Annotated in this window: 19 protein-coding genes and 1 pseudogene; 5 read left to right on the top strand and 15 right to left on the bottom strand. The window is 71.7% G+C overall.

The features are described 5' to 3' along the window. The first annotated feature begins 71 nt into the window (after positions 1-71). The gene (locus ACZ4SW_RS20310; protein WP_468245167.1) at positions 72-1043 is read left to right on the top strand and encodes an LLM class flavin-dependent oxidoreductase; all 972 of its coding nucleotides are present in this window, start codon (positions 72-74) and stop codon (positions 1041-1043) included. Between the two features lie 136 nt (positions 1044-1179). On the opposite strand, the gene ACZ4SW_RS20305 is transcribed toward ACZ4SW_RS20310, so the two are convergent. From ACZ4SW_RS20305 to ACZ4SW_RS20290, 4 genes are all read right to left on the bottom strand, one after another. Continuing rightward, complete coding sequence (locus tag ACZ4SW_RS20305; protein ID WP_468245161.1) at positions 1180-2598, bottom strand: sugar porter family MFS transporter; 1419 nt, start codon at positions 2596-2598, stop codon at positions 1180-1182. Positions 2599-2861: 263 nt separating this feature from the next. After that, on the bottom strand, positions 2862-6425 hold the full coding sequence (gene smc, locus ACZ4SW_RS20300; RefSeq protein ID WP_468245157.1) for a chromosome segregation protein SMC: 3564 nt from the start codon (positions 6423-6425) through the stop codon (positions 2862-2864). 227 nt (positions 6426-6652) lie between these two features. Next, positions 6653-6856, bottom strand: a complete 204-nt coding sequence (locus tag ACZ4SW_RS20295) for a hypothetical protein (RefSeq protein ID WP_388998250.1) — start codon at positions 6854-6856, stop codon at positions 6653-6655. Between the two features lie 377 nt (positions 6857-7233). Further along, positions 7234-7515: an acylphosphatase gene (locus ACZ4SW_RS20290; RefSeq protein ID WP_263232273.1), complete on the bottom strand. Its 282-nt coding sequence runs from the start codon at positions 7513-7515 to the stop codon at positions 7234-7236. Positions 7516-7654: 139 nt separating this feature from the next. Between ACZ4SW_RS20290 and ACZ4SW_RS20285 the strand changes: the two genes are divergently transcribed. Further along, complete coding sequence (locus ACZ4SW_RS20285; protein WP_468245150.1) at positions 7655-8620, top strand: CAP domain-containing protein; 966 nt, start codon at positions 7655-7657, stop codon at positions 8618-8620. Positions 8621-8640: 20 nt separating this feature from the next. On the opposite strand, the pseudogene ACZ4SW_RS20280 reads toward ACZ4SW_RS20285, so the two are convergent. The 3 genes and pseudogenes from ACZ4SW_RS20280 to ACZ4SW_RS20270 all read right to left on the bottom strand — a co-directional run. After that, a pseudogene (locus ACZ4SW_RS20280) lies at positions 8641-8941 on the bottom strand (tyrosine-type recombinase/integrase); the annotation flags it as partial. A 477-nt stretch (positions 8942-9418) separates the two neighbouring features. Continuing rightward, entirely contained in the window at positions 9419-10042 is a 624-nt protein-coding gene (locus ACZ4SW_RS20275; RefSeq protein ID WP_468245145.1) for a response regulator, read from the bottom strand. A 393-nt stretch (positions 10043-10435) separates the two neighbouring features. Beyond that, positions 10436-11020, bottom strand: a complete 585-nt coding sequence (locus tag ACZ4SW_RS20270; protein ID WP_468245139.1) for a flavodoxin family protein — start codon at positions 11018-11020, stop codon at positions 10436-10438. A gap of 136 nt (positions 11021-11156) precedes the next feature. On the opposite strand from ACZ4SW_RS20270, the gene ACZ4SW_RS20265 reads away from it, so the two are divergent. Then, positions 11157-11558 (top strand): winged helix-turn-helix transcriptional regulator, encoded by a 402-nt coding sequence (locus ACZ4SW_RS20265; RefSeq protein ID WP_468245134.1) that lies wholly within the window; start codon positions 11157-11159, stop codon positions 11556-11558. Here ACZ4SW_RS20265 and mutM read toward each other — a convergent pair. The 8 genes from mutM to recG form a co-directional block, all read right to left on the bottom strand. Further along, positions 11531-12391 (bottom strand): bifunctional DNA-formamidopyrimidine glycosylase/DNA-(apurinic or apyrimidinic site) lyase, encoded by an 861-nt coding sequence (gene mutM / locus ACZ4SW_RS20260; RefSeq protein WP_468245130.1) that lies wholly within the window; start codon positions 12389-12391, stop codon positions 11531-11533. The two genes, ACZ4SW_RS20265 and mutM, sit on opposite strands and share 28 nt — an antisense overlap. Positions 12392-12706: 315 nt before the next feature. After that, entirely contained in the window at positions 12707-13534 is an 828-nt protein-coding gene (rnc, locus tag ACZ4SW_RS20255; protein ID WP_468245127.1) for a ribonuclease III, read from the bottom strand. Between the two features lie 23 nt (positions 13535-13557). After that, a complete protein-coding gene (gene rpmF, locus ACZ4SW_RS20250) occupies positions 13558-13731 on the bottom strand; it encodes a 50S ribosomal protein L32 (protein WP_003951102.1) in 174 nt (57 codons plus the stop codon). 2 nt (positions 13732-13733) lie between these two features. Continuing rightward, positions 13734-14378: a YceD family protein gene (locus ACZ4SW_RS20245; RefSeq protein WP_468245122.1), complete on the bottom strand. Its 645-nt coding sequence runs from the start codon at positions 14376-14378 to the stop codon at positions 13734-13736. Positions 14379-14561: 183 nt separating this feature from the next. Next, the gene (locus tag ACZ4SW_RS20240) at positions 14562-15611 is read right to left on the bottom strand and encodes an ATP synthase F0 subunit B (protein WP_468245117.1); all 1050 of its coding nucleotides are present in this window, start codon (positions 15609-15611) and stop codon (positions 14562-14564) included. A gap of 121 nt (positions 15612-15732) precedes the next feature. After that, positions 15733-16212: a pantetheine-phosphate adenylyltransferase gene (gene coaD, locus ACZ4SW_RS20235; RefSeq protein WP_468245836.1), complete on the bottom strand. Its 480-nt coding sequence runs from the start codon at positions 16210-16212 to the stop codon at positions 15733-15735. A gap of 26 nt (positions 16213-16238) precedes the next feature. Beyond that, positions 16239-16826: a 16S rRNA (guanine(966)-N(2))-methyltransferase RsmD gene (rsmD, locus tag ACZ4SW_RS20230; protein ID WP_468245112.1), complete on the bottom strand. Its 588-nt coding sequence runs from the start codon at positions 16824-16826 to the stop codon at positions 16239-16241. Positions 16827-16940: 114 nt separating this feature from the next. Continuing rightward, positions 16941-19145: an ATP-dependent DNA helicase RecG gene (recG, locus tag ACZ4SW_RS20225; protein WP_468245109.1), complete on the bottom strand. Its 2205-nt coding sequence runs from the start codon at positions 19143-19145 to the stop codon at positions 16941-16943. Between the two features lie 167 nt (positions 19146-19312). Here recG and ACZ4SW_RS20220 point away from each other — a divergent pair, with 167 nt between their 5' ends. Further along, positions 19313-21169, top strand: a complete 1857-nt coding sequence (locus ACZ4SW_RS20220) for an HSP90 family protein (protein WP_468245104.1) — start codon at positions 19313-19315, stop codon at positions 21167-21169. Further along, complete coding sequence (locus tag ACZ4SW_RS20215; protein WP_468245100.1) at positions 21166-24069, top strand: tetratricopeptide repeat protein; 2904 nt, start codon at positions 21166-21168, stop codon at positions 24067-24069. The genes ACZ4SW_RS20220 and ACZ4SW_RS20215 overlap by 4 nt, the downstream gene beginning before the upstream one ends. Positions 24070-24087: the final 18 nt, after the last annotated feature.

Raw genomic sequence — 24087 nt, 5'->3', positions numbered from 1 at the left:
TGGTTGTCTGACGTCATGTCAGCTAACGTCGCCGCGCACACGCGTCCGGCGAAGGTGAAGGGGGCCTTGTCATGGCCGTCACGGTCGTACGGTTCAACCTCGTCGAGCCCGGTGCGACCCCGGCCTCGCTGGGCGCCCGCTACCGGGCCGCGCTGGAGATGGCCGCGTACGCGGACGACCGGGGGATCACCACCGTGCAGACGGAGGAGCACCATGGCGCGGCGAACAACTGGCTGCCCTCGCCGTTCGTCTTCGCCGGTGCCGTGCTCGGCGCGACCCGGCGGCTGACGGTCACCGTCTCGGCGATCATCGGGCCGTTGCACGATCCGCTGCGGCTGGCCGAGGACATCGCCGTCCTGGACCTCGTCGGCGGGGGCCGGCTGGTGACCGTCGCCGGGATCGGGTACCGGCCCGAGGAGTACGCCTGCTTCGGCGTGGATTACGAGCGGCGCGGGAGGCTCCAGGACGAACTGCTGGAGACGGTGCTGAGGGCGTGGACCGGCGAGGAGTTCCGGTTCCGGGGCCGTACCGTACGGGTCACCCCGCGCCCGTACACCCAGCCGCACCCCCTGCTGCTGGTCGGCGGCTCCTCGAAGGCGGCCGCCCGCCGCGCCGCCCGGCTGGGCCTGCCGTTCTTCCCGAGCGCGCACCTGCCGGAGCTGGAGGCCTACTACAAGGAGCGGCTGGCGGAGTACGGCCGGGAGGGCTGGACGGTGATGCCCGCGGAGAGGACGCCGCTGCTGCACCTCGTGCAGGACCCGGACCGGGCGTGGGCCGAGTACGGGAAGCACTTTCTGCACGAGGCACGGACGTACGCGTCCTGGCAGTCCGGCGGCGTCCGCTCGGCGGTCGCTTCGGCGGCCACGACGGTGGGGGAGCTGCGGGCCGAGGGCGTGTACCGGATGGTGACGCCCGAGGAGTGCCTGGCCCTGGGCCTGGACAGTCACGTTCTGCACCCGCTGGCCGGCGGGATGCCGGTGGACGAGGGATGGCGCAGTCTGCAGCTCTTCTGCGAGAGGGTGCTCCCCCGGCTGGGGAGCTGAGCCTCACCGCGGGGCTCGCCCGCGGCACGGAGCCGCCCGGCTCGGGCAGTGGCCGAGCCGGGCGGCGACGGGGTCCGAGGAGAGGGGCAGCGGGGACTTGGCCCTTCTCCTCGAGTTCGAGGAGCCTTTGGCAGGCTCAGCCCATCTCCTCCAGCGCCTTGCCCTTCGTCTCCTTCACGAACTTCAGGACGAACGGGATGGAGAGCGCGGCGAAGACCGTGTAGATCACGTAGGTGCCGGACAGGTTCCAGTCGGCCAGCGACGGGAAGCTCGCGGTGATGGCCCAGTTGGCGATCCACTGCGCGGCGGCGGCCACGCCCAGGGCGGCCGCGCGGATCCGGTTCGGGAACATCTCGCCGAGCATGACCCAGACGACCACGCCCCAGGACAGGGCGAAGAAGAGGACGAACACATGGGCGGCGATCAGGGCGACCCAGCCCTGGGTGCTCGGCAGCTTGCCGTCGACCAGGTGGTACGAGAACGCCCAGGCCTCCAGTGCGAGACCGACGGCCATGCCGACCGAACCGATCAGGGCGAGCGGCTTGCGGCCGATGCGGTCCACGAAGATCATCGCGATCACGGTGCCGACGATGTTGATGATCGAGGTGGTGAAGGAGTAGAAGAACGAGTCGGCCGGGTCGATGCCGACCGACTGCCACAGCGTCGAGGAGTAGTAGAAGGCGACGTTGATGCCGACGAACTGCTGGAAGACGGACAGGCCGATGCCGATCCAGACGATCGGCTTGAAGAAGAAGCCGCCGCCGAGCAGGTCGCGGAAGCTGGACTTCTCCTCGCGCCGCATCGCGTGCTCGATCTCGGCGATGCGGCCGTCCAGGTCGGCGTTCCCGCCCTCGACCTCGGCGAGGATCTCCCGGGCGCGCTCACGCTTGCCGACGGAGAGCAGGAAGCGGGGGGACTCGGGGATGGCGAAGGAGAGCAGGCCGTACAGGACGGCCGGGATGACCATGACGCCGAGCATGACCTGCCAGGCCTCCAGGCCCATCAGCTTGCCGCGCTGGTTGCCGTCGGCGGCGTTGAGCAGCCCCCAGTTGACGAGCTGCGAGATGGCGATGCCGACGACGATCGCGGCCTGCTGGAAGGAGCCGAGCCGGCCGCGGTAGGCGGGCGGGGCGACCTCGGCGATGTAGGCGGGGCCGATCACGGAGGCCATGCCGATGGCGAAGCCGCCGATGATGCGCCACAGGGCGAGGTCCCACAGGGCGAAGGGGAGCGCGGAGCCGACCGCGCTGACGGTGAAGAGGACCGCCGCGATCTGCATGCAGCGGATGCGGCCGATGCGGTCCGCTATGCGGCCGGCGGTGGCGGCGCCGACGGCGCAGCCGATCAGGGCGACGGCGATGACCTGGGCCAGCGCTGCGGAGCCGATGTCGTAGCGGTCCCGGATGGCCTCGACGGCGCCGTTGATCACGGAGCTGTCGTAGCCGAAGAGGAAGCCGCCCATCGCGGCGGCCGCCGCGATGAAGATGACGTGCCCGAGATGATCGGGGTGAGCCGTCCCGGCTCCTGTCCTGGATGCCTGCGCTGTGCTGGTCACGTGTACTCCTCGGGCCACCGGCAACGCTGCCGGGGGTGTGGTGAGCCCTTGCGGGTATGGCTGGCGTCCCAAGTACCCGGGAAGCACTCGTTGACGACGCCACTCATATCTGAAGGTAAAAGCAACGTTGCAGAGACTATGCCTTCAAGTTTCGAAGTCAATAGGGCGTCTCTGTGAGCTTCCAGGCATGTGACCGAAGCGTTGTATTCAAGTGTTGAAGACGTGAAAAGGTGCAGGTGGCAACTGGTGTACGCGGCCGTCGTCTAGCGGAGCCGCTGCGAGATGACTTTCGACACACCGTCGCCCTGCATGGACACGCCGTACAGCGCGTCGGCGACCTCCATCGTCCGCTTCTGGTGCGTGATCACGATGAGCTGCGAGGTCTCCTGCAGCTCCTGCATGATGCGGATCAGCCGCTGCAGGTTGGTGTCGTCCAGCGCCGCCTCGACCTCGTCCATCACGTAGAACGGGCTGGGCCGGGCCTTGAAGATCGACACCAGCATCGCGACGGCGGTCAGCGACCGCTCGCCGCCGGAGAGCAGGGAGAGCCGCTTGACCTTCTTGCCCGGGGGCCGCGCCTCGACGTCCACGCCGGTGGTCAGCATGTTGTCCGGGTCGGTGAGGACCAGCCGGCCCTCGCCGCCGGGGAACAGCCGGCTGAAGACGCCCTCGAACTCGCGGGCGGTGTCGCGGTAGGCCTCCGTGAACACCTGCTCGACGCGCTCGTCGACCTCCTTCACCACCTGAAGAAGGTCGGCGCGGGTCTTCTTCAGGTCGTCGAGCTGCTCGCTGAGGAACTTGTGGCGCTCCTCCAGCGCGGCGAACTCCTCCAGGGCGAGCGGATTGACCTTGCCGAGCTGCTGGTAGGCACGTTCGGCGGCCTTGAGCCGCTTCTCCTGCTCGGCGCGCACGAACGGGCGGGGCTGGTTGCGCGGGTGCTCCGGATCTTCGGGCAGCTCCTCGCCCTCGGCCGGCGGGGAAGGCGGCACGAGCTGGTCGGGGCCGTACTCGGCGACCAGGACCGCCGGATCCACACCCAGCTCCTCCAGCGCCCTGGTCTCGAGCTGCTCTATGCGCAGTCGCTTCTCAGCGCCGAGCACCTCGCCACGGTGGACGGAGTCGGTGAGCTTGTCGAGCTCGGCCTTGAGGTCGCGGCCGTGCGTGCGGGCCGCCGCCAGCTCCTCCTCGCGCCGTGCCTTGACCGCCTCGGCGGCGGCGCGCTCGGCCTCCGCCCGGCGCAGGGAGACCTCGACATGGGCGAGGAGCTGCCGGGCGCCACCGGCGACGGCCTCGGCGACGGCCGCCTCGTGGCGCAGCCGGGCCCGCCGCTGCTCGGCACGCGCGCGTGCCTCCCGTTCGGCGCGGGCGGCACGGTCCAGCGAGTCGGCGCGTCCGGCCAGGCCCTTGACGCGTTCCTCGTGGGTGCGTACCTGGAGACGGGCCTCCATCTCGGTCTGCCGCGCGTTGGCGCCGTCGGCGGCGAGCCGGTCGCGCACGGAGGTGTCGGGCTCCTCCTCGACCGGCATCTCCTCGGCGACGGCGAGCCGCTCGGCGAGTTCCTCGACCTCCTGCAGCGCCTTGTCGAGCGCCTCCTGTGCCCGCGCCGCGGCCGCGACACTGCGCTCGGCCTCGCCGGCGGCCCCCCGCGCCTGCCCGGCCAGCCGGCCGAGCTGCTGGGCGACCTGGGACTTCTCGCGCTCGGCCGCCCGCCGCCGCTCCCCCAGCTCCTCGACGAGCGCCGCGCATTCCTTGCGCCGCTCCCCCGCGAGCCGCTGCGCCTCGGCCAGCTCCTCGCACCGCACGGCGAGTTCCTCCAGCTCGGCGGCGGCTTCGTCGACGGAAGCCTGCACCTCGAGCAGGCTCGGCGCCCCGGCGGACCCTCCGTGGGCGAAGTGCGCCCCGAGGAGATCGCCCTCGGCGGTCACGGCGGTCAGCTCGGGCCGCGCCGCGACCAGCTCCTCCGCGTCCTCGAGGGTGCCCACGACGACGATGCCGCGCAGCAGCCGGCGTACGGCGGGCATGAGGTCGGCGGGGCCGCTGACCAGCTCGGCGGCGAAGGGGTGCCGCTCGGCGCCACCGCTGCCCTGTTCGCCCTCCGATTCCTCGGGAGCCCCCGCCACCAGCAGCGCCGCCCGTCCCCCGTCCTGCTTGCGCAGCAGGCGAAGGGCGTCGGCCGCCGACGCCGGGTCGGTGACCGCGAGGGCGTCGGCCGCCGCGCCGAAGGCCGCCGCGAGGGCGGCCTCGTGGCCCGGGGTCACCGTCAGCAGTTCCGCGGCCGGGCCGAGCAGGCCCGCCAGGCTGTCCTTCGCGTTCAGCAGGGCGCCGGTGCCGTCCTTGCGGCGCAGGCCCATGGCCAGGGCCTCGTGCCGGGCCTGGGTGGCGGCGCGCCCTCGTTCGGCCGCCGTGGCCGCCTCGCGTGCGGCGGTCAGGGCGGCCTCCGCCTCGGCCAGCGCGGCCTTGGCCCTCTCGTGCCGCTCCGCGAGGTCGGCGTCGCCCGCGTCCAGGCCGTCGACCTCGGCCTTCAGGGACTCGTACTCCTCCTGGGCGGCGACGGCGCGCTGCTGTGCCTCGTCGCGCGCGGCGGCCAGCCGGTCGATCTCGGCCTGGGCTGCGGCCGCGCGGGAACGTGCGGCGCCCACCTGCCCGTTCAGTCGGGCCAGCCCTTCACGCCGGTCCGCGATGGCGCGCGCCACGTCCTTCAGGCGCCGTTCCTCGAGCGCCAGTTCGCGCTCCAGCTCGGCCCGGTGCGCGACCGTGTCCTCCAGCGCGCGCTCGGCGGCCTCCAGGGCCGCCTCCAGCTCGGCCTCCTGCTCGCGGATGCGGGCGGCCTCGCGCTCCATGTCCTCGGGGTCGCGTCCGCGCCGCTCCTCCGGGGGCTGGGAGGTGGCGCTCTTGACCCGGGCGTCGGCCAGCGAGACGGTGCCGCGCACCCGCTCCGCGAGCTGCGACAGCTCGTACCAGGTCTGCTGGGCCCGCTGCAGACGCGGCGTCAGCTGCCGTACCTCGTCCTCCAGGAGCGCCTCACGCTGCAGTGCCCGCTTCAGTTCGGCCTCGGCGGCCTCCTTGCGTTCCTTCAGCGCCGCCTCGTCGGCGATCTCGGCCTTGAGGGCCTCCCGGAACCGTACGAGGTCGTCGGCCAGCAGGCGCAGGCGGGCGTCGCGCAGGTCCGCCTGGATCACGGCCGCCCGGCGGGCCACCGCCGCCTGCCGGCCCAGCGGTTTGAGCTGGCGGCGCAGCTCGTCGGTGAGGTCCTGGACACGGGCGAGGTTCGCCTGCATGGCGTCCAGCTTCCTGAGCGCCTTCTCCTTGCGCTTGCGGTGCTTGAGGACGCCCGCGGCCTCCTCGATGAAGGCGCGGCGGCCCATGGGGTCGGCGTGCAGCACGGAGTCGAGCTGGCCCTGCCCGACGATCACGTGCATCTCACGGCCGATGCCGGAGTCGGACAGGAGTTCCTGGATGTCCAGCAGGCGGCAGGTGTCGCCGTTGATCTGGTACTCGCTGCCGCCGTTGCGGAACATGATCCGCGTGATGGTGACCTCGGAGTACTCGATCGGGAGGGCACCGTCGGAGTTGTCGATGGTGAGCGACACCTCGGCGCGGCCGAGCGGCGGGCGGCCGGTGGTGCCGGCGAAGATGACGTCCTCCATCTTGCCGCCGCGCAGCGACTTGGCGCCCTGCTCGCCCATCACCCAGCTCAGCGCGTCCACGACGTTGGACTTGCCCGAGCCGTTCGGGCCGACGACGCACGTGATGCCGGGTTCGAACCGGAGCGTGGTCGCCGAGGCGAACGACTTGAAGCCGCGGAGGGTCAGGGCCTTGAGGTGCACGCCGGTGGACTCTACCGCCCGGCCCTGTCTCACTCCATGAACCCGCGGTTTCACCGCTGAACGCGCAGGGCACACCATCCGTTAAAGACAGCGAAGGGGTGCGCGGGGGCGACAAGGTCGCGGGGGCAAGAAAGAAGGGACGCCGAGGCGTCCCTTGCAACTCTGACAACTTCAGCGGTGGGTACGGGCAGCCCGACCACTGCTGGTGCCGTGGCGTGATGCAGTGATCAGGTGAGCGCAGGCTCCGCCTGGTGTGCGTCGACGCTCTCCATGAGCCTTTCGTGTGCGGCAGCCGTCGACAGCGCGTCGTTCTCCGCCTGGATCCGTACGAGCTCGGCTTCGAGTTCCTGGACGCGCTGCTGAAGCCGTCGCATCTCGGCGAGGAGTCGCGGGTCGGAGCCGCCGACGTAACCGAGAAGCGCCTTTGCCATGATGGATGGTCCTCCACACTGAGTGACCGACCGATGCGGTGTGGGTCGTGAGGGATTCGCACCCGCGGTGCTTGGCATGGTGAGTTCTACGCCGTTCTTCCATGCCAAACAGCTAAGGTGCGCGGGGCTTTCAGCGTCTCACCAAAAAGTTTGACGGTCAACACGATCACGCCCTGCGGTGGCGGGCAACCCCGGGGCGCGCGGCCCGGAACGGGCGGCGCTGCGGCTCCTGCGGGGCCCTGCGGGCGTGGCGATCATCCTTCCCCGCGGAGCCTGCCACGGCAAGCGGTTCTTGGCAACCACCAGCACCTTTCCACCCGGGGCAGATGCCGTCGGCACATCCCGCCGCTTCCGGCGGGGGTGCTTCGGTCCCCGGCTCAGCGGATCGCGAAGCCGTCGTAGCCTCCGCGGGGCGTGTCCCAAATCTCAGTGACTCCGTCCACACGCCCGGGTGTGTCGTCACCCCGGAGCCACTCCAGCAGGCGCTCGCAGCCCTTACGGGGTCCCTCGGCGACCACCTGGACCCGTCCGTCGTCCAGATTGAGAGCAAAGCCACTCAGGTCGCCGATCTCCAGCGCCTTGGCCCGGGTGAACCAGCGGAAACCCACCCCCTGGACCCGCCCGCGCACCCACGCGACCAGCCGTGCGTCGTCGTTCATGGGTGCACGCTAACCGGCCAATGTCTCTCCCGGCACATCCTCCTCCGGCGCCATGCGGTACCGTCCCCACCCATAACTCTCACGTTAAACTCACACGATCGTGTGAGTTGCGCCGACCGCAAGACCAGGAAGGCCAGCAATGGGACGCCACCGACGCTCCGCCGCCGGACGCGCCGCCACGGGGGAACGCGACACGAGGGTCACACAGAAGTACGAGACGACCCCGGAGCGCTACGGTCCGGAGAACCTCTACGGCTTCGCCGCGGTTCTGGAGGCCGAGCGGCGCGCGACCCGCTCGCACCGCAGGAAGAAGGCCCCGACGCCGGTGCGCACGGGCCTGCTGGGCGTCTCCGCCGCCGTCGCGCTGGGCACCGTGGCGGTCGCCGCCGGGGTGCTGCCGGGCGGCAACCACTTCTCGGTGAGCGGTGACTCCGGCGATGTGCAGGCCGGCGGCACCACCCCGTCGGGCTTCGCCACCCAGCAGGGCGGCACGAGCGGCACCGCGGACGACCGGGGGTCCACCTCCACCAGCCGTGACGCCGACCGCTCGCCCACGCCGGCCGCGCCCGCGGCCCACTCCACTCCCCCGGCGTCCTCCTCGGCGCCGACGACCCAGCCTCCGCGGTCGCCGTCCCCCACGGCGACGGCGACGACGCCGCCCGCCGCGCCGCCGTCGCAGCAGCCCGCGACGCCGCCCGTGACGATCCCGTCACAGAAGGTGACCTCGGAGGGCGCCGCCGAGGCCGAGGTGATCAAGCTGGTCAACCAGGAGCGGGCCAAGGTGGGCTGCTCCCCGGTGACCCCGAACGGCCCCCTGCGCAAGCTGGCGGAGGCGTTCAGCGAGGACATGGCCGCGCGGAACTTCTTCGACCACACCGACCCGGACGGCAAGGACCCGTGGCAGCGGGCGGCCGTGCTCGGCATAACGGACCTGGGCGGCGAGAACATAGCCCGCGGCCAGGCGACCCCGCAGGACGTGATGGACGCCTGGATGAACAGCCCCGGCCACCGGGCGAACATACTGAACTGCGACTTCACGACGCTGGGCGTCGGAGTGCACTTCGGGTCCGGCGGCCCCTGGTGGACTCAGGACTTCGGCTATTGAGATAGCCGCAGGTCAGAGACCTAAGCACCCTCCTGGGCCGTGTCCGGGCCGTCAGCGGTTGGTTCCTCGTCCGCGAACACGCGATCCACGGCGGGCCTGGGTCCGGGTCCCGCTCGACGGCATCAGGTGCGTGTACGTGCGCAGCGTGAAGCCGGGGTCGTGATAGCCCAGGTACTCACTCAGAGCTTTGATGCTCTCGCCCGCATCCAGCAGCACCGAGGCGTAGAAGTGCCGCAGCGCGTGCATGCCGTTGTCCCGCTCGGTCTCGACGTGCGCGGCCCGAAGTGCCGGCCGCCATACACGGTCGTTGAAGCGGGTCCGATCCAGCGGTCGGCAGCCCACGGCTTGACCTTGCGAGGCTCCAGGCGCGGCGCCCGCACGGACCGAGCGCTGCACGGGTTGGAACGGATGATCCGGTCCTCGACAGCAGCGGTGAAGACCGTGGAGACGTGGGCGAAGATGCCACGCCGGTACCCGGCGGAAAGCCCACGATCCTCCAGCGTCCGCAGCCAGAGCCGAAGGCGCGACGGGGTGAACGACGCCAACGGCCGCGTGCCCAGATACGGGATCGCGTGCAGCCGCAGACGGACTCGCGACCCTCTTGCTGTAGCGAAGCTGACCGACCAACCACCGCGCCCCCTGCGTGCCCGATACCGAGGGACGCAGGGGGGATCACGGGGAGTCGCAGCAAGCACCCCGAGAACGAGCAGGTCGGCGTTTCACCAGGTCAGGCAGCGTCCGCATACGCGATCTTCCAAACTAGGGCTGAGTGCGATACTGCCCAGGCCAGAGGAACCTTCAGCTGAGCCTAGCCCTCTCCATCAGATCGATCACGTAGTGAACTACCTCGTCTGGAACCTCGGTGACTGCAAAGGCTCGGCGCGGGGTGCCGGTTGTGTCGTCGAACCAAGCCGTGTAGAGCACTGCCGGGGTATCGATGCCAAGTTGATCCAACTCGTCCAGGAGGGTGATCCCGGCCTGGGGATCTCCGGCGCGCCCGATGTCACTCAAGATGATGTCGTACGAGTGCCGGCGTAGATCCATGAGGGCCTCGTCCGTCGACAGGGCGGTATCTACTTCCATGCCGGTGGTGCGGAAAAGTTCGATCAGCGCAGTGTTCTGCTCCGGGTGATCATCGACCCAAAGGATCTTCCCGCCCTCCAGAACCTCAGCTGCATGCTCCAAGCGCCGCAGCGCGCCACGCCGTGTACTAGCCCGGACGGTCACGTTGGCTGCGGCTGTAGCTTGATCCAACAAGGCTCGGGCCTCGGTGAACTCGACACTTCCCGCAGGCGTCGAGAGGCTCTTTATACGTGGGATCAAGGCACCGATGTGACTCTGATACCGCCACACGACAAACAGCGCGACAGCCGGCCAGACTAAGGCCTTGATGTAGTTCAAGATTAGATTGGCGGTCTCCACGCTGACATCATTGCCTCCGGAGACATTGCAGTACAGCACAGAGGTACAGCAACCATGGCCGTCAAAGCTAACCGCCTGGAGCCGCCAACATCCCGTAAACCAGGGGGGAAAGCCTCAGGGGCCTACCTGCCCGTAGTGCGCATCGAGGTCACGCGCAACACCCCCCGCTCGGGCCGTCCCTGGGCGGTGCGGGGGCGCTCAACGACGACCAACGCTGACAACCACCGACGCTAAGTCGCAGGTCGCAGCGTTGATCGTTCGCACGGCCGCAGGTCAGAGACCCGGCCCTTCACTTCTTCGGCTACTGACGCACTCCTGCGCCGAAGCCGTCGTACGTGCGTGCCCCCGCCCGGGATGCCCGGGGCGGGGGCACGGTCGTGTGCGGCGGGTGGCTCAGGCGGCAGCGCGGCCGAGCGTGAAGACGCGGGCCGTCTCCGCGACGCGGCGGCCGAGGTGCCGGGCCGTGGCGATGTCGGCCTTGTGGACGGCCTCGGGGCCCTCGTCGTTGTTGGTCTGGGCGGCGGCGCCGGCGAAGACGCCGAGGCGGTTGAGGTCGTTCTCGGAGCCGGTGCTGACGTTCCAGCCGGGGTGCAGGCCGAGGTTGACCCAGTTCATGCCGTGCTGCGCGGCCAGGATCTGGAAGAACTGCAGGGTGTGCAGCTTGTCGCCGCTCTTGGACCCGGAGTTGGTGAACCCGGCGGCCAGCTTGTCCTTCCAGTCCTGCCCGAACCAGCGCTTGGAGGAGGCCTCGGCGAAGACGTGGAAGGCGCCGGACGCGGTGCCCATGTAGGTGGGCGAGCCGAAGACGATCGCGTCCGAGGCGTCGAGGGTCGCCCACTGCTCGTCGGTGATCCCGTCGACGTTGATCAGATGCACCTGGGCGCCGCCGTCCACGGCGCCGTCCCGGACGGCCTCGGCGAGGACGGCGGTGTGGCCGTAGCCGGAGTGGTAGGCGATGGAGACAACAGGGGTGGTCACGGTTCGCTCTCCTCAGAGGTCAATGAAACGGCAGCTACGGAAGGAGACGCAGCTCACCGACGGCGACAAAAGGAAAGCACTAACTTCTGGAAAGTGCAACCTGGTGGTTAGCGCTGCACTCGCGTACGCTTGGACCATGAACGGCATTCAGGAGCGCGCGGAGGACCAGGACCTCGCGTACAACGTGTTCGCCAAGGCATGCCCCTCGCGCGGGACGCTGGAGCACGTCACGGGCCGCTGGGGCGGGCTCACGCTCGGCGCGCTGTACGAGGGCTCGATGCGCTTCAACGAGCTGCGCCGCCGGGTCGACGGCGTGAGCGAGAAGATGCTGTCCCAGACCCTGCACGCGCTGGAGCGCGACGGCCTGGTGCACCGTGAGGCCCAGCCGACCAATCCGCCCCGGGTGGACTACGAGCTGACCCCTCTCGGCCGCGAGGTCGCCGAGCGCCTGCTGGCCCTCATCCACTGCGTGGAGGGCCGCATGGACGACGTACTGGCGGCCCGCGAGCGTTACGACGAGACGCGCGGCGCGCGCTGACACCTCGGGCAGAAGTAGCTGGAGCGGTTCATCCAGGCGCGGCGGTGCAGGGGTGTCGTGCAGCGCCGGCAGGGCTCGCCCTCGCGGCCGTACGCGTCCAGCGACCGGTCGAAGTAGCCCGACTCGCCGTTGACGTTGACGTAGAGGCTGTCGAAGCTGGTGCCTCCGACGGCGAGCGCCGCGTTCATCACGTCCCTGATGTGACCGAGGAGTTCCGCGGTACGGGGGCGCGTGAAACCGGCCGTCGGGCGCTCGTAGTGGATGCGGGAGCGCCACAGCGCCTCGTCCGCGTAGATGTTGCCGACTCCGCTGATCAGCGACTGGTCGAGCAGGGCCCGTTTGATGGTGGTGCGCTTGCGCCGCAGGGCCTGGTGGAAGGCCTCGTCGTCGAAGAGCGGGTCGAGCGGGTCGCGGGCGATGTGGGCGATGACGTCGGGCAGTCCGTCGGGGCCTGTGTCGTGCAGCGAGAGGCCGCCGAAGGTGCGCTGGTCGACGAAGCGCAGCTCGGTGCCGAGGGCGTCGTCGAAGCGGACCCGGATCCTGAGGTGCTTCTCGTCCGGCTCCTGGCGCGGCTGGACGAGGAGCTGACCGCTCATGCCCAGGTGGGCGAGGATCGCGGTGCCGGTCGTCTCCACGGGGATCCAGAGGTATTTCCCGCGACGGCTGGGGGTGCCGATGCGCTGCCCCTTCAGGCGGTGCGCGAAGTCGTCCCCGCCCGCCGGGTGGCGGCGGACGGCCCGCGGGTGCAGCACCTCGGCGTCGGCGACCGTCCGGTGGGCCACCCAACGCTCCAGCCCGCGCCGCACGACTTCGACCTCGGGCAACTCGGGCACGGACTCCTCCGGAGGGGTGAACAGGGGGCGACGTCCGCAGCGTACCTCTTGGCCGGGAACGGGTGAGGCCCCGTCCGGAGCGGCGGAACGACGTGCGTCGGCGGCCGGTGCCGACCGGGAACGCGGGGGCCTGCGCTGCACGGCGCGCGATGCGGGCGACGCGGTCCGCACCGCCCGCCCGGCGGAGCATCGCCGCGGCGCGGGGGATCGGACGTCTCGGGGCGTCTTCCGGCGTTCCAGGACCCTCCCGCACGGTCGTGCCATGAAACGGACCCGCCCCGGCACAGGTGCCGGGGCGGGTCCGTGGTGAAGGAATCAGGCCGTGGCCGTGTCGCTGGCCGGGGCCGTGGCTGCGGTTTCCGTGCTCCCGTCGGGAGCACCCGCCTCGGCCGCCGCCTTCGCACGTTCGTCCGCGGCGGCGCGGATGGAGCGCCAGGCCGACTCCGCGGCCTGCTGCTCCGCCTCCTTCTTGCTGCGGCCGGTGCCGGTGCCGTACGAGACGCCTCCGACGCGGGCGGCAGCAGTAAAGGTCTTCTCGTGGTCCGGGCCGGTCTCCGTGACCAGGTACTCGGGCACACCGAGCCCCTCGGTCGCGGTCAGCTCCTGGAGGCTGGTCTTCCAGTCCAGGCCGGCACCGAGATTCGAGGACTTCTCGATCAGCGGGTCGAACAGGCGGTGCACCAGCTCCGCCGCCGATTCCAGCCCCTGGTCGAGATAGACCGCGCCGATCACCGCTTCGAGGGTGTCGGCGAGGATGGACGCCTTGTCCCGGCCACCCGTGCCCTCCTCGCCCCGGCCGAGCCGGATGAAGGAGCCGAGGTCGAGCCCGCGGCCCACCTCCGCCAGCGCACGCGAGTTGACCACCGCGGCCCGCAGCTTGGCCAGCTGGCCTTCGGGCAGGTCGGGGTGGGTGCGGTACAGCGTGTCGGTGACGACGAGGCCGAGCACGGAGTCCCCGAGGAACTCCAGGCGCTCGTTCGTCGGCAGACCGCCGTTCTCGTACGCGTAGGAGCGGTGGGTCAGCGCACGCACCAGAAGGGCGGACTCGACCTTGTAGCCGAGCCGCCCTTCCAGAAGCGTGTGGGACGAGGCCGTGTTGTCCGCCTTCTTCCTGGCGTGTGGGTCCGCCTTGGCGTCAGACATCAATCAGACCTCTCACCAGCCGCTCAGACCTCGAGGACCTGGCGCTTGTTGTAGGTGCCGCACGACGGGCACGCGATGTGCTGCTGCTTGGGCTCGTGGCAGCGCTCGCACGCGACCAGGGTGGGGACCGCAGCCTTCCACTGCGACCGGCGGTGGCGCGTGTTGCTGCGCGACATCTTCCGCTTCGGAACAGCCACGGCTACTTCTCCTGCTTCTCGTCGACGCCCGCTTCGGCGCCGCTCGTCTCGTCCTTGTCGCCGCTCGTGAGTGAGTCGGCGAGTCCCTGCAGTGCCGCCCAACGGATGTCGACGGCGTCGTGGTGGTGGTCCGGGTCGTCCGCGAGCCGCGCACCGCACTCGGCGCACAGGCCCGGACAGTCTTCCTGGCACACCGGCTGCATCGGCAGTGCGAGCACCACCGCATCGCGCAGCAGAGGTTCGAGGTCGAACAGGCCGTCCTCGAGGAAGAACCGGTCCTCGTCGTCCTCGGCGTCGTCGCCCGGTTCCGCGATCACACGGCCCCGGTCGTCGGCGTCAGGGTACGAGAACAGTTCCTGGAAGTCCGCTTCGAGCTCCAGCTCGACCGGCTCCAGACACCTTACGCACTCCCCCTCGGCCCGGGCACGGGCGGTGCCCGTGACGAGCACCCCTTCCATGACCGACTCCAGGCGGAGTTCGAGCTCCACCGGGGCGCCTTCCGGCACTCCGATGACCCCGCGGATACCGAAGTCCTTGGGGGCGTCGACCGTGCGGGTCAGGCGCTGCAGCGCACCAGGCCGCCGACCCAGCTCGTGCGTGTCGAACACGAGGGGGTTGCGGTGGTCGAGGCGGGCGTTCAGGGCCATTCCTGCTTTCGGTCTTCGAAGCTCGGGGGACGCTGCCCTCCGGTGTTCCCGGGCAGCGCTGATCGCGGACGTCTACGAAACAGCGGGAGCGTACGCGCGACCGAACAGCCAGGATACTGGACCTTCCGCTCTCGGCCCAATCCGGTCCGCCCGAGGGCGCCCCGGGGCGCGTGCGCCCTGCGCTCAGTGACCGCCGCGTCCCTGTTCGTAGGCGCGGAGCTGCTCCGCGCTGATCATGCTGGTGTCGAAGAGGCTGGTCTCGTCCAGGGCGCCCGGCTGCGCGTATCCCTGCCCGCTCTGCCCTTGGTCGTAGGCGGCCTGCTGGTCGTAGCCCTGCGCCTGCGGGTAGGCGGCGTACGGGTCGGCCTGCTGGTAGCCGTACGCGTCCTGCTGGGCGTACGTCTGCTGGTAGCCGTACTGGTCGGGCTGCTGGTAGCCGTACGGGTCCTGCGCTTGCGCGTAGGCCGGCTCGGACTGCTGCTGGGCCGGGATCGCGGGCGCCGGGGCCGGGGTGTCGGCGAGGGCTGCGAGGTCGGCCAGGTAGTCCGCGTCGCTGGTGTGCTGGACGGTGGTGGTGTCGTCGGCGAGGGCGCCGAGGTCGTCGGTGGCGATCCGGCCGTGCAGTTTCTGGCGGCCCTTGCCGACGGCCTCCAGGGTCTTGGCGAGCACGGCCTCGAAGGCGCCCAGCTTGGCGTCCACGTACGCGTCGGCGTCGCGGCGCAGGGTCTGCGGGTCGTGGCTGCGCTCGGGGGCGTCCTCGTCCTCGTAGCCGTTCTCGTCGAGGCCGGGGCCGGTGCCGAGCAGCTTCTCGCGGCCGCGGCCGACCGAGCCGAGCGTCTTGGTGAGGACGACCTCGAAGTTGGCGAGCTTGGAGTCGACGTAGTCGTCGGCCTCGGCGCGGATCTCCTCGGCCTCCTGGCGGGCCTCGGCGAGGATCCGGTCGGCCTCGGCCTGGGAGCGGCGGGCGACCTCGGTGTCGGAGATCAGCGAGCCGCGCTGGGCGTGCGCGCTCTCGATGATCCGCTCGGCCTCCTGGCGGGCCCGCTCGACCATCTGCTCCCGGTCGCCGATCAGCTCCTGGGCCTCGGCCAGGGAGTCGGGCAGCGCCCGGCGCACCCCTTCGAGCATCGAGAGCAGTTCGGCGCGGTTGACCACGCACGACGCCGACATGGGCATGGACCGGGCGCTGGAGACCACCGCGACGATCTCGTCGAGCTTCTTCTGCACGTCCACCGTGTGCTCGCCACTCTCTACGGATGTGTTGGAGACGGACGGATCGACTGTACGGCCCCTGCCGCCCCGGCCGACACCGGGTGACGGGCTGTCAACCCCTGGGAGGCCCGCCGGGGACCGCTCAGTCCCTCTTCAGGCGCCGGCCGAGGGCCTCCAGGACGACCGGGGGCACCAGGTGGGAGACGTCCCCGCCCCAGGCCGCGACCTCCTTGACGAGGGAGGAGGACAGGAAGCTGTAGGTGGGGTTGGTGGGAACGAAGAGGGTCTCGACGCCGGAGAGGCCGTTGTTCATCTGGGCCATCTGCAGCTCGTAGTCGAAGTCGCTGACGGCGCGCAGGCCCTTGACGATGGCGGGGATGTCGCGCTGCTTGCAGAAGTCGACGAGGAGGCCGTGGAAGGACTCCACCGTGACGTTCCCGAACTCGCCGGTGACCTGGCGGATCAGGTCGATCCGCTCGTCGATCTCGAACAGGCCCTTCTTGGACTGGTTGATCATCACGGCGACGTACACCTCGTCGTACAGCCTGGAGGCGCGGGCGATGATGTCGAGGTGTCCGTTGGTGATCGGGTCGAACGACCCGGGACAGACGGCGCGGCGCACTTGTGATCCCTCGCTCTCCGGTCCGGTCATCGTGCGTCTTCGCACGTAGAGGCGGCGCGACCGTACCAAAAGGTGCCCTCGCCGTAGCGACGGGCCCGGATCGCGTCGAAGCCGTCCGGCCACCTGAATTCCCCGCCTCTGGTGCTGCGCTCCACGGTGACGAGGGCGTCGGGCGCGAGCCAGCCCTCCGAGCGGAGTGTGAGCAGAATCTCGCGAAGATCGTCGTCGGACACGGCGTACGGGGGGTCGAGGAAGACGATGTCGTACGGGTCCGCCGGCGGCGGTGTCCGGATGATCTGTTCCGCTTTGCCCGCCCTGACTTCGGCGCCGGGCAGGCCGAGCGCCCTGACGTTCTCGCGGACCGTGCGGGCGGCTCGGGCGTCGGCCTCCACCAGGAGGGTGTGGCCGGCGCCGCGGGAGAGGGCCTCCAGGCCGACGGCGCCGGAGCCGGCGTACAGGTCGAGGACTCGTTCGCCGTCCAGGGGGCCGCCGAGGAGGGCCTGCCAGGTGGAGAAGAGGCCCTCGCGCGCGCGGTCGGAGGTGGGGCGGGTCCGGTGCCCGGGCGGTACGGCGAGCCGGCGCCCGCCGGCGCGACCGGCGATCACGCGGGTCATCTCTTCGGTCCTTGTCGGTCTGCGTGTGGTGGGTCTTCAGTCTCTCAGCCGCGCCCGGCCCCGGGCACGTCCGCCTTCACGTCCGCCTTCACGGCCGCCGGGGCCCGGCGGTGGTCAGCCCTTCTCCAGGTACTGCTCCCTCTCCTCGTCCAGCAGGGCCTCCAAGGCGGTGCGCAGGCCCGGCAGACGGTCCAGCTCCGGGTCGGCCGCGACCACCGCGGCGGCCTCCTCGCGGGCCTCGGCGATGATCTCCTCGTCGTCGATCACGGCGAGCATGCGCAGCGAGGTGCGGGCGCCGGACTGGGCCTGGCCGAGGACGTCGCCCTCGCGGCGCTGTTCGAGGTCGAGCCGGGAGAGTTGGAAGCCGTCCAGCGTGGAGGCGACCGCGTTCAGCCGCTGGCGGGCCGCGCTCGCCTCCGGCATCTCGGTGACCAGGAGGCACAGCCCGGGCGCCGCGCCCCGGCCGACCCGGCCGCGTAGCTGGTGGAGCTGCGAGACGCCGAAGCGGTCGGCGTCCATGATCACCATCACGGTGGCGTTCGGGACGTTGACGCCGACCTCGATGACCGTCGTCGCGACCAGGACGTCGGCCTCGCCGGCGGCGAACCTGCGCATCACTGCGTCCTTGTCGTCGGGCTGCATCCTGCCGTGCAGCACCTCGACCCGCAGGCCGCTCAGCGGGCCCTTGGCGAGCTGGTCGGCCACGTCCAGCACCGCGAGCGGCGGGCGCCGCTCGGCCTCGTCCTCGGGCGACTTCCGCGCCTTCTTCGGGTCTTCCTCCTCGTCGCCGATCCGCGGGCAGACCACGTACGCCTGATGGCCGCCCGCGACCTCCTCCCTCACCCGCTCCCAGGCACGCGCCAGGAAGTGCGGCTTGTCGGCGGCCGGCACGACATGGCTGGCGATCGGCGACCGCCCGGCCGGGAGCTGGTCGAGGACGGAGGTCTCCAGGTCGCCGAAGACGGTCATGGCGACGGTGCGGGGAATCGGCGTGGCGGTCATCACCAGCAGGTGCGGCGGCTGCTTGCCCTTGCCGCGCAGCGCGTCGCGCTGCTCCACCCCGAACCGGTGCTGCTCGTCCACCACCACCAGCCCGAGGTCGTGGAACTGCACCTTGTCCTCGATCAGGGCATGGGTGCCGATCACGATCCCGGCCTCGCCGGTGGCGAGATCGAGCAGCGCCTGCCGTCGCGCGGCGGCTCCCATGGACCCGGTGAGCAGCACCACCTTGGTGGCCTGCTCGGCCCCGCCGAGCATCCCTCCCTCGGCCAGCTCGCCCATCATCTCGACGACGGACCGGTGGTGCTGCTGGGCGAGCACCTCCGTGGGCGCGAGCATGGCGGCCTGACCGCCGGCGTCGACCACGGCGAGCATGGCCCGCAGGGCGACCAGGGTCTTGCCGCTGCCGACCTCGCCCTGGAGCAGCCGGTGCATCGGGTGTTCCGTCGCCAGGTCGGCGAAGATTTCTTTCGAGACCTTCTGCTGGCCCTCGGTGAGGGTGAAGGGCAGGCGGTCGTCGAAGGCCGCCAGGAGGCCGTCCGGCTTCGGTTTCCTGGCCACCGCCGGGAGTTGGGTGTCCGCGTGGCGGCGGCGGGCCAGGGCGACCTGGAGGACGAAGGCCTCGTCCCACTTCAGGCGGGAGCGGGCGTCGGCGATGTCCGCCTTGGTGTGCGGGCGGTGGATCTTGAGGAGGGCTTCGGGCAGGGGGATCAGGCCCCGGCCGGCGCGGAGCGGGTCCGGCAGCGGGTCGATCGCCTCCTGGGCACTGGGCAGGACCGTCTGCACCGCCTTGGCGATCTTCCAGGACTCCAGTTTGGCCGTGGCCGGGTAGAGCGGGATGAGGGCGCCCGCCCAGCTGTCCACCGCCTCGGCCACGTCCTCGCCGCGCAGCAGTTCGTAGGCGGGATGGGCGAGTTGGAGTCTGCGGTTGAAGACCGAGACCTTGCCCGCGAACAGTGCGCGGGTGCCCGGCAGGAGTTCCTTGTGGGGCTTGTGCACGCCGTTGCCGAAGAAGACCAGTTGGAGGCGGCCGCTGCCGTCGGTGATGGTCACCTCGAGGCGCTGGCCCTTGCCGCGGGGTGCCTTCGCCGAGGCGAACGTGTGCAGGCGGGCGTCGGCGACCTGGGCGACCACCGTGACGTGCTCGTCCATGGGGAGGTCGGCGAGGTGGGTGAGCTGTCCGCGCTCCTCGTATCTGCGCGGGTAGTGGTGGAGCAGGTCGCCGACGGTGTGCAGGCCGAGGTGCTCGGCCATCACCTTCGCGGTGGCGGGGCCGAGCACCTTCTTCAGTGGTTCTTCCAGTGCGGGCACGAGATCCATTGCACACCACGGCACCGACAACCCCGTACACGTCTTGTAAAGGCGCTGGTCAGCGGGGTGGGTCCGGGCCTACGATGACCCACCCCCGGCTCGCCCCGCGGTCACCGCCCCACCGGGACCGCCCGACCCAGCGCCGTCGAACGTCCCCCACCCGCGGCGCAGTGACGATGGATTCCCAGACCTCACAGTCCTCACAGGCCCCACAGTCACCTACCTCAGCCCATACCTTCCAGGTCGACCTGCGCGGTCTGGTGGACCTCCTCTCCCATCACCTCTACTCGAGCCCCAAGGTCTATCTGCGCGAGCTGCTGCAGAACGCGGTGGACGCGATCACCGCCCGCCGCGCCGAGCAGCCCGACGCGCCCGCCACGGTCCGGCTGTACGCGGACGGCGGCGCGCTGCGCGTGGAGGACTCGGGCATCGGGCTCACCGAGTCCGATGTGCACGACCTCCTCGCCACCATCGGGCGCAGCTCCAAGCGGGCCGACTCGGCCGCCGGGCTCCAGGAGGCGCGCTCCGACTTCCTCGGGCAGTTCGGCATCGGTCTGCTGGCGTGTTTCGTGGTGGCCGAGCGCATCCGGGTCGTCAGCCGCAGCTCCCGTACTCCGGACGCGCCGCCCGTGGAGTGGACGGCCACCGACGACGGTTCGTACGTCGTGCGCACCCTGCCGCCGGACGCCCGGCCCGAACCCGGCACCACCGTGCACCTGGTGGCGCGTCCGGGCGCCGGTGACTGGCTCTCCGCGGACCGGGTGCGGTCCCTGGCACGGGACTTCGGATCGCTGCTGCCCTATGACGTCCGGGTCGGCGACGAACCGGTCACGGACCTGCCGGCGCCCTGGGACCGCGCCCACCCCTCCCCCGCGGCCCGCCGGGTGGCTTTGGCGCGCCACTGCCACGACCTGTTCGGTTTCACCCCGCTGGACTCCATCGACCTGGACGTGCCGCTCGCGGGCATCCGGGGTGTGGCGTACGTGCTGCCGACCGCGGTGAGCCCGGCGCAGCGGGCCGGTCACCGGGTGCATCTGAAGGGCATGCTGCTGACGGAGCGGGCCGAAGGGCTGCTGCCGGACTGGGCGTTCTTCGTCCGCTGTGTGCTGGACACGGACAGTCTGCGGCCCACGGCGTCCCGCGAGTCGCTGTACGAGGACGAGACCCTCGCGGCCGTACGGGACGCCCTCGGGGAGCGCATCCGGTCCTGGCTGACCTCTCTGGCCGCCGGTGACCCCGAGCGGCTCGCCGCCTTCCTGTCGGTGCACCACCTGGGGGTCAAGTCGCTGGCGCGGCACGACAAGGAGATGCTGCGCACGATGCTGCCGTGGCTGCCCTTCGAGACCACGGACGGGCGGCTGTCCCTGGAGGAGTTCGCGCAGCGGCACCCGGTCGTGCACTTCACCCGGACGGTGGAGGAGTACCGCCAGGTGGCGCCGATCGCGTCCGCGCAGGGCGTCGGGGTGGTCAACGGCGGCTACACGTACGACAGCGAGCTGGTCGAGGCGCTGCCGTCGGTGCGCCCGGGCACGGTGGTCGCCGAACTGGACGCGGACACCGTGACCGCGCACCTGGACGCGGTCGACCCGGCCGTGGAGCTGGCGCTGTCCGCCTTCCTGGCGGCGGCGCGCGCCAGGCTCGACGCGCTGGGCTGCGACGTGGTGCTGCGCGCGTTCCATCCGCTGTCCGTGCCGGCGCTGCACCTGGACGACCGCCAGGCGCGCCACGAGCAGGCGCGCGCGGAGGCCGAGGAGCAGGCCGACGAGCTGTGGGCGGGCATCCTGGGCTCGCTGCGGGGCAGTGCGCCACGCGCGCGTCTGGTGCTCAACCACCTCAACCCGCTGGTCCGCAGGATCAGTTCCCTCAAGGACCCGGAGCTGATCGGCACGGCCACCGAGTCGCTGTACGGGCAGGCCCTGCTGATGGCCCAGCGGCCGCTCAGGCCCGCGGACTCCGCGCTGCTGAACCGTGCCTTCATCGGCCTTCTCGAATGGGCCACCCACAGCGACTCCCCGGAGGACGGCCGCCGATGAGCCACGTCATGGACTTCGACTCGCTGCGCCGGGCGATGGCGGACAACTACGAGCAGCCGGAGGGCCCGGCGCGCAACGCGCGCGCGGAGCAGCTTCTGGCGGAGACGGAGAAGCTGGGCGTCCCGCTCGCCGTGATCGAGGCGCTCGGACACCAGCTGCAGGTCTACAACTACAGCTCCGAGAAGGACAAGATGTTCGTCCCGTTCGCGCGGCTGCTGCGCATGTGGGACGAGCGCCCGGAGGACTTCGACGAGTACGAGGCCCATTCGCTGCACTGGGTCTTCAAGTGGATGTCGGCGGGCATGCTGGGCCAGCCGCACATCCCGCTCGCCTCCATCGAGAAGTGGCTCGGCGAGATGGAGCACCGCTACCGGCTGGCCGGGTACTCGGAACGGGCCGTGCGCAGCGCCGAGTTCAACATCGCCGCGCACGTCGGGGACCTGGAGCGGGCCGAGCGGGCGTACACGGCGTGGCTGGCCGCCGACCGGGACGCGATGGCCGACTGCCACGCGTGCGAGCTGCACGACCAGGGCTGGTGGCAGGTCCGCAGGGGCGAGGACGAGCGGGCGCTTCAGTTGTGGCGGCCGGTCCTGGAGGGCGAGCACGTCTGCGCGCACGAGCCGCACGCCGCGCTGGCCTCCTCCCTGCTGCCGCTGCTGCGGCTGGGCCGCCTGGACGAGGCCCGGGCGCACCACCTGCGCGGGCTGCGGCTGGTGCGGGCCATGGAGAGCATGCGGTCCTCGTACGCGGACCACGTGGAGTTCTGCGCGCTGACCGGCAACGAGGCGCGCGGCCTTGAACTGCTGGCGGAGCGGCCGGCGTACTTCACGGACTCCGGGGAGCCGCGCAGCAAGCTGAACTTCCTCGCCGTGGTGGCGCTGCTGATGGACCGGCTGGTCGAGCGCGGGCTCGGCGACCAGGTGGTGCCCGGCCCGGCGGGCCGGGAGTGGACCGCCCGGGAACTCGCGGTCCACGCGCGCGGGGAGGCGCTGGCGCTGGCCGCCCGCTTCGACGCGCGCAACGGCACGCCGTACGTCGGTGAGCGCACCCGGGAGCGCATGGACCGCCGTCCGCTGGTGGACCGGCTGCCGCTGGGCGTGCGCGCGACGCGCCCGGCACCGGTGGCGCCGCCCCCACCGCCCGCCCCGCGGGCCGAGGAGCGGGACCTCGCGGACCTGCTCGCCGAGGCGCGGCGGCTCGCGGACGCCCTGGACCCGGCCGCCATGGACGCCTGGGCGGCGGTGGCGCGCGCCGCGCAGGGCGGGGAGCTGGAACCCCGGGACCAGGCGGACCTCGTCGACCACGAGGCGATGAGCCGGGGCCCGGAAGGTGTCGAACTGTTCGAGCGGGCGGCCGAGTTGTACCTGGCCGCGGGCGACCCCGGTGAGGCGCTGGCGGCACGCGCGCGTGCGGCCTTCGTCCGCTCCCTGACGGGCCGGCCGGAGGAGGCGCTGGAGACGGTCACCGCGCTGCGCGAGGAGGCGCTCGCGCTGTTCGAGGCGGGCGGGACGGGGGTGCGGCAGACGGCGTCCGTGCTCGTCGGGCGGGCTCGCGTGCTGATGAACCGGCTGCATGAGGACGGCGGTGACGCCGGGGCCGCCGAGGAGGCCGCCCGGGAGCTGCTGGCGTTCGCCGGGCCGCACACCGCCGACGTGCGCCTGGCGTCGCGGGCCGCCGAGGCGAAGGCCATGCTCGGCGAACTGGCACTGCACGCCGGGGATCCGACGGCCGGGGCCGAGCTGCTGGCGCGGGCGGCCGAGGAGTACGTGGCGGCGGGCCTGCCGTGGTTCGCGGTGGAGTACGAGGCACGGCTGGCCGGGGTCGCCCGGCAGCTCGGCGACGCGGAGACGGCCGAGCGGGCGGCCCGTGCGGCGCTCGAGCACGGCCAGGGGCACCTGGAGCCGGCCGGGCAGGCACGGCTCCACCTCCAGGTGGCGGAGGTGCTGGCGGCGTCGGGGCGGTTCCCCGAGGCCGCCGGGCACGCCCTGGAGGCGGCGCACTGGGCCGACGAGGCGGGTGAGGGCCCGACGCTGGGCGCCTGGGCGCGGCACCAGCTCGGTGGGTTCCTGCTGCGGCAGGGGCGGTTCGCGGAGGCGGCGGAGGTGCTGGAGTCGGCGCTGCCCGATCTGACCGCGAAGACGCACGGCGACGGGGCGATCGTGCAGACCCAGTGGTGGCTCGGCGACTGCCACACGCAACTGGGCGAGCACCGGGAGGCGGCGGAGCGCTGGCTGCGGGCCGCGGAGATCGCCCGGCACTGGCCCGACCAGCGGGACCACGCCATGCTGGCGCACCTGGCCGGCCAGGCGCTGGGCCGCGCGGAGATGCCTGCGGAGGCGGACAAGGCGTACGCGCGCGCCGGTGACCTGTGGCGGGAGCTGGGCAACACCCCGGACCTGGTACGCGCGCTGCGGGCCCGTGCGTGGCTCGCGGCGGGCGGCGAGGAGGGTCTGGACGCGGGTCGGGAGCTGATGGCCGAGGCGGCCCGGGAGTGCGCCGCGGCGGCCCGGGACGCGGCGGACGACGACGCGCGCGTCCGGTTGCTCACCGAACTCGGCGACACGCACCGCCAGCTCGGCGAGCTGGTCGCCCGGTCGGCCGGTGACGGCGCGGACGAGGCGACGACGCACGCGGCGTTCGAGGAGGCGCTGGCGCACCTCACGGAGGCCATCGCCGTCTTCGCGTCCCTCGGCGCGGGTGCGCTCGGTCCGCGGACCGGCGCCGAGCTGGCCGCCGGCTGGCTGGAGGCCGACCTCGGGCGCCCGCAGGAGGCGTCGGCACGCGCGCGTGCGGTGCTGGCGGCCTACGAGGACGCGGACGCCGACACGGAGACGGCCGAGGCCCGGCGCTCGGAGGCGGAACGCCTGCTCGACCTCGCGGCCTCCGGGCAGGACGGGTGACGGCCGCCGCCGGGCGCC

It is taken from the genome of Streptomyces sp. NPDC028331 (assembly GCF_055565775.1).
Note: the sequence above shows the minus strand (reverse complement) of the source record. Positions and strands in the feature narration are given on the sequence as shown.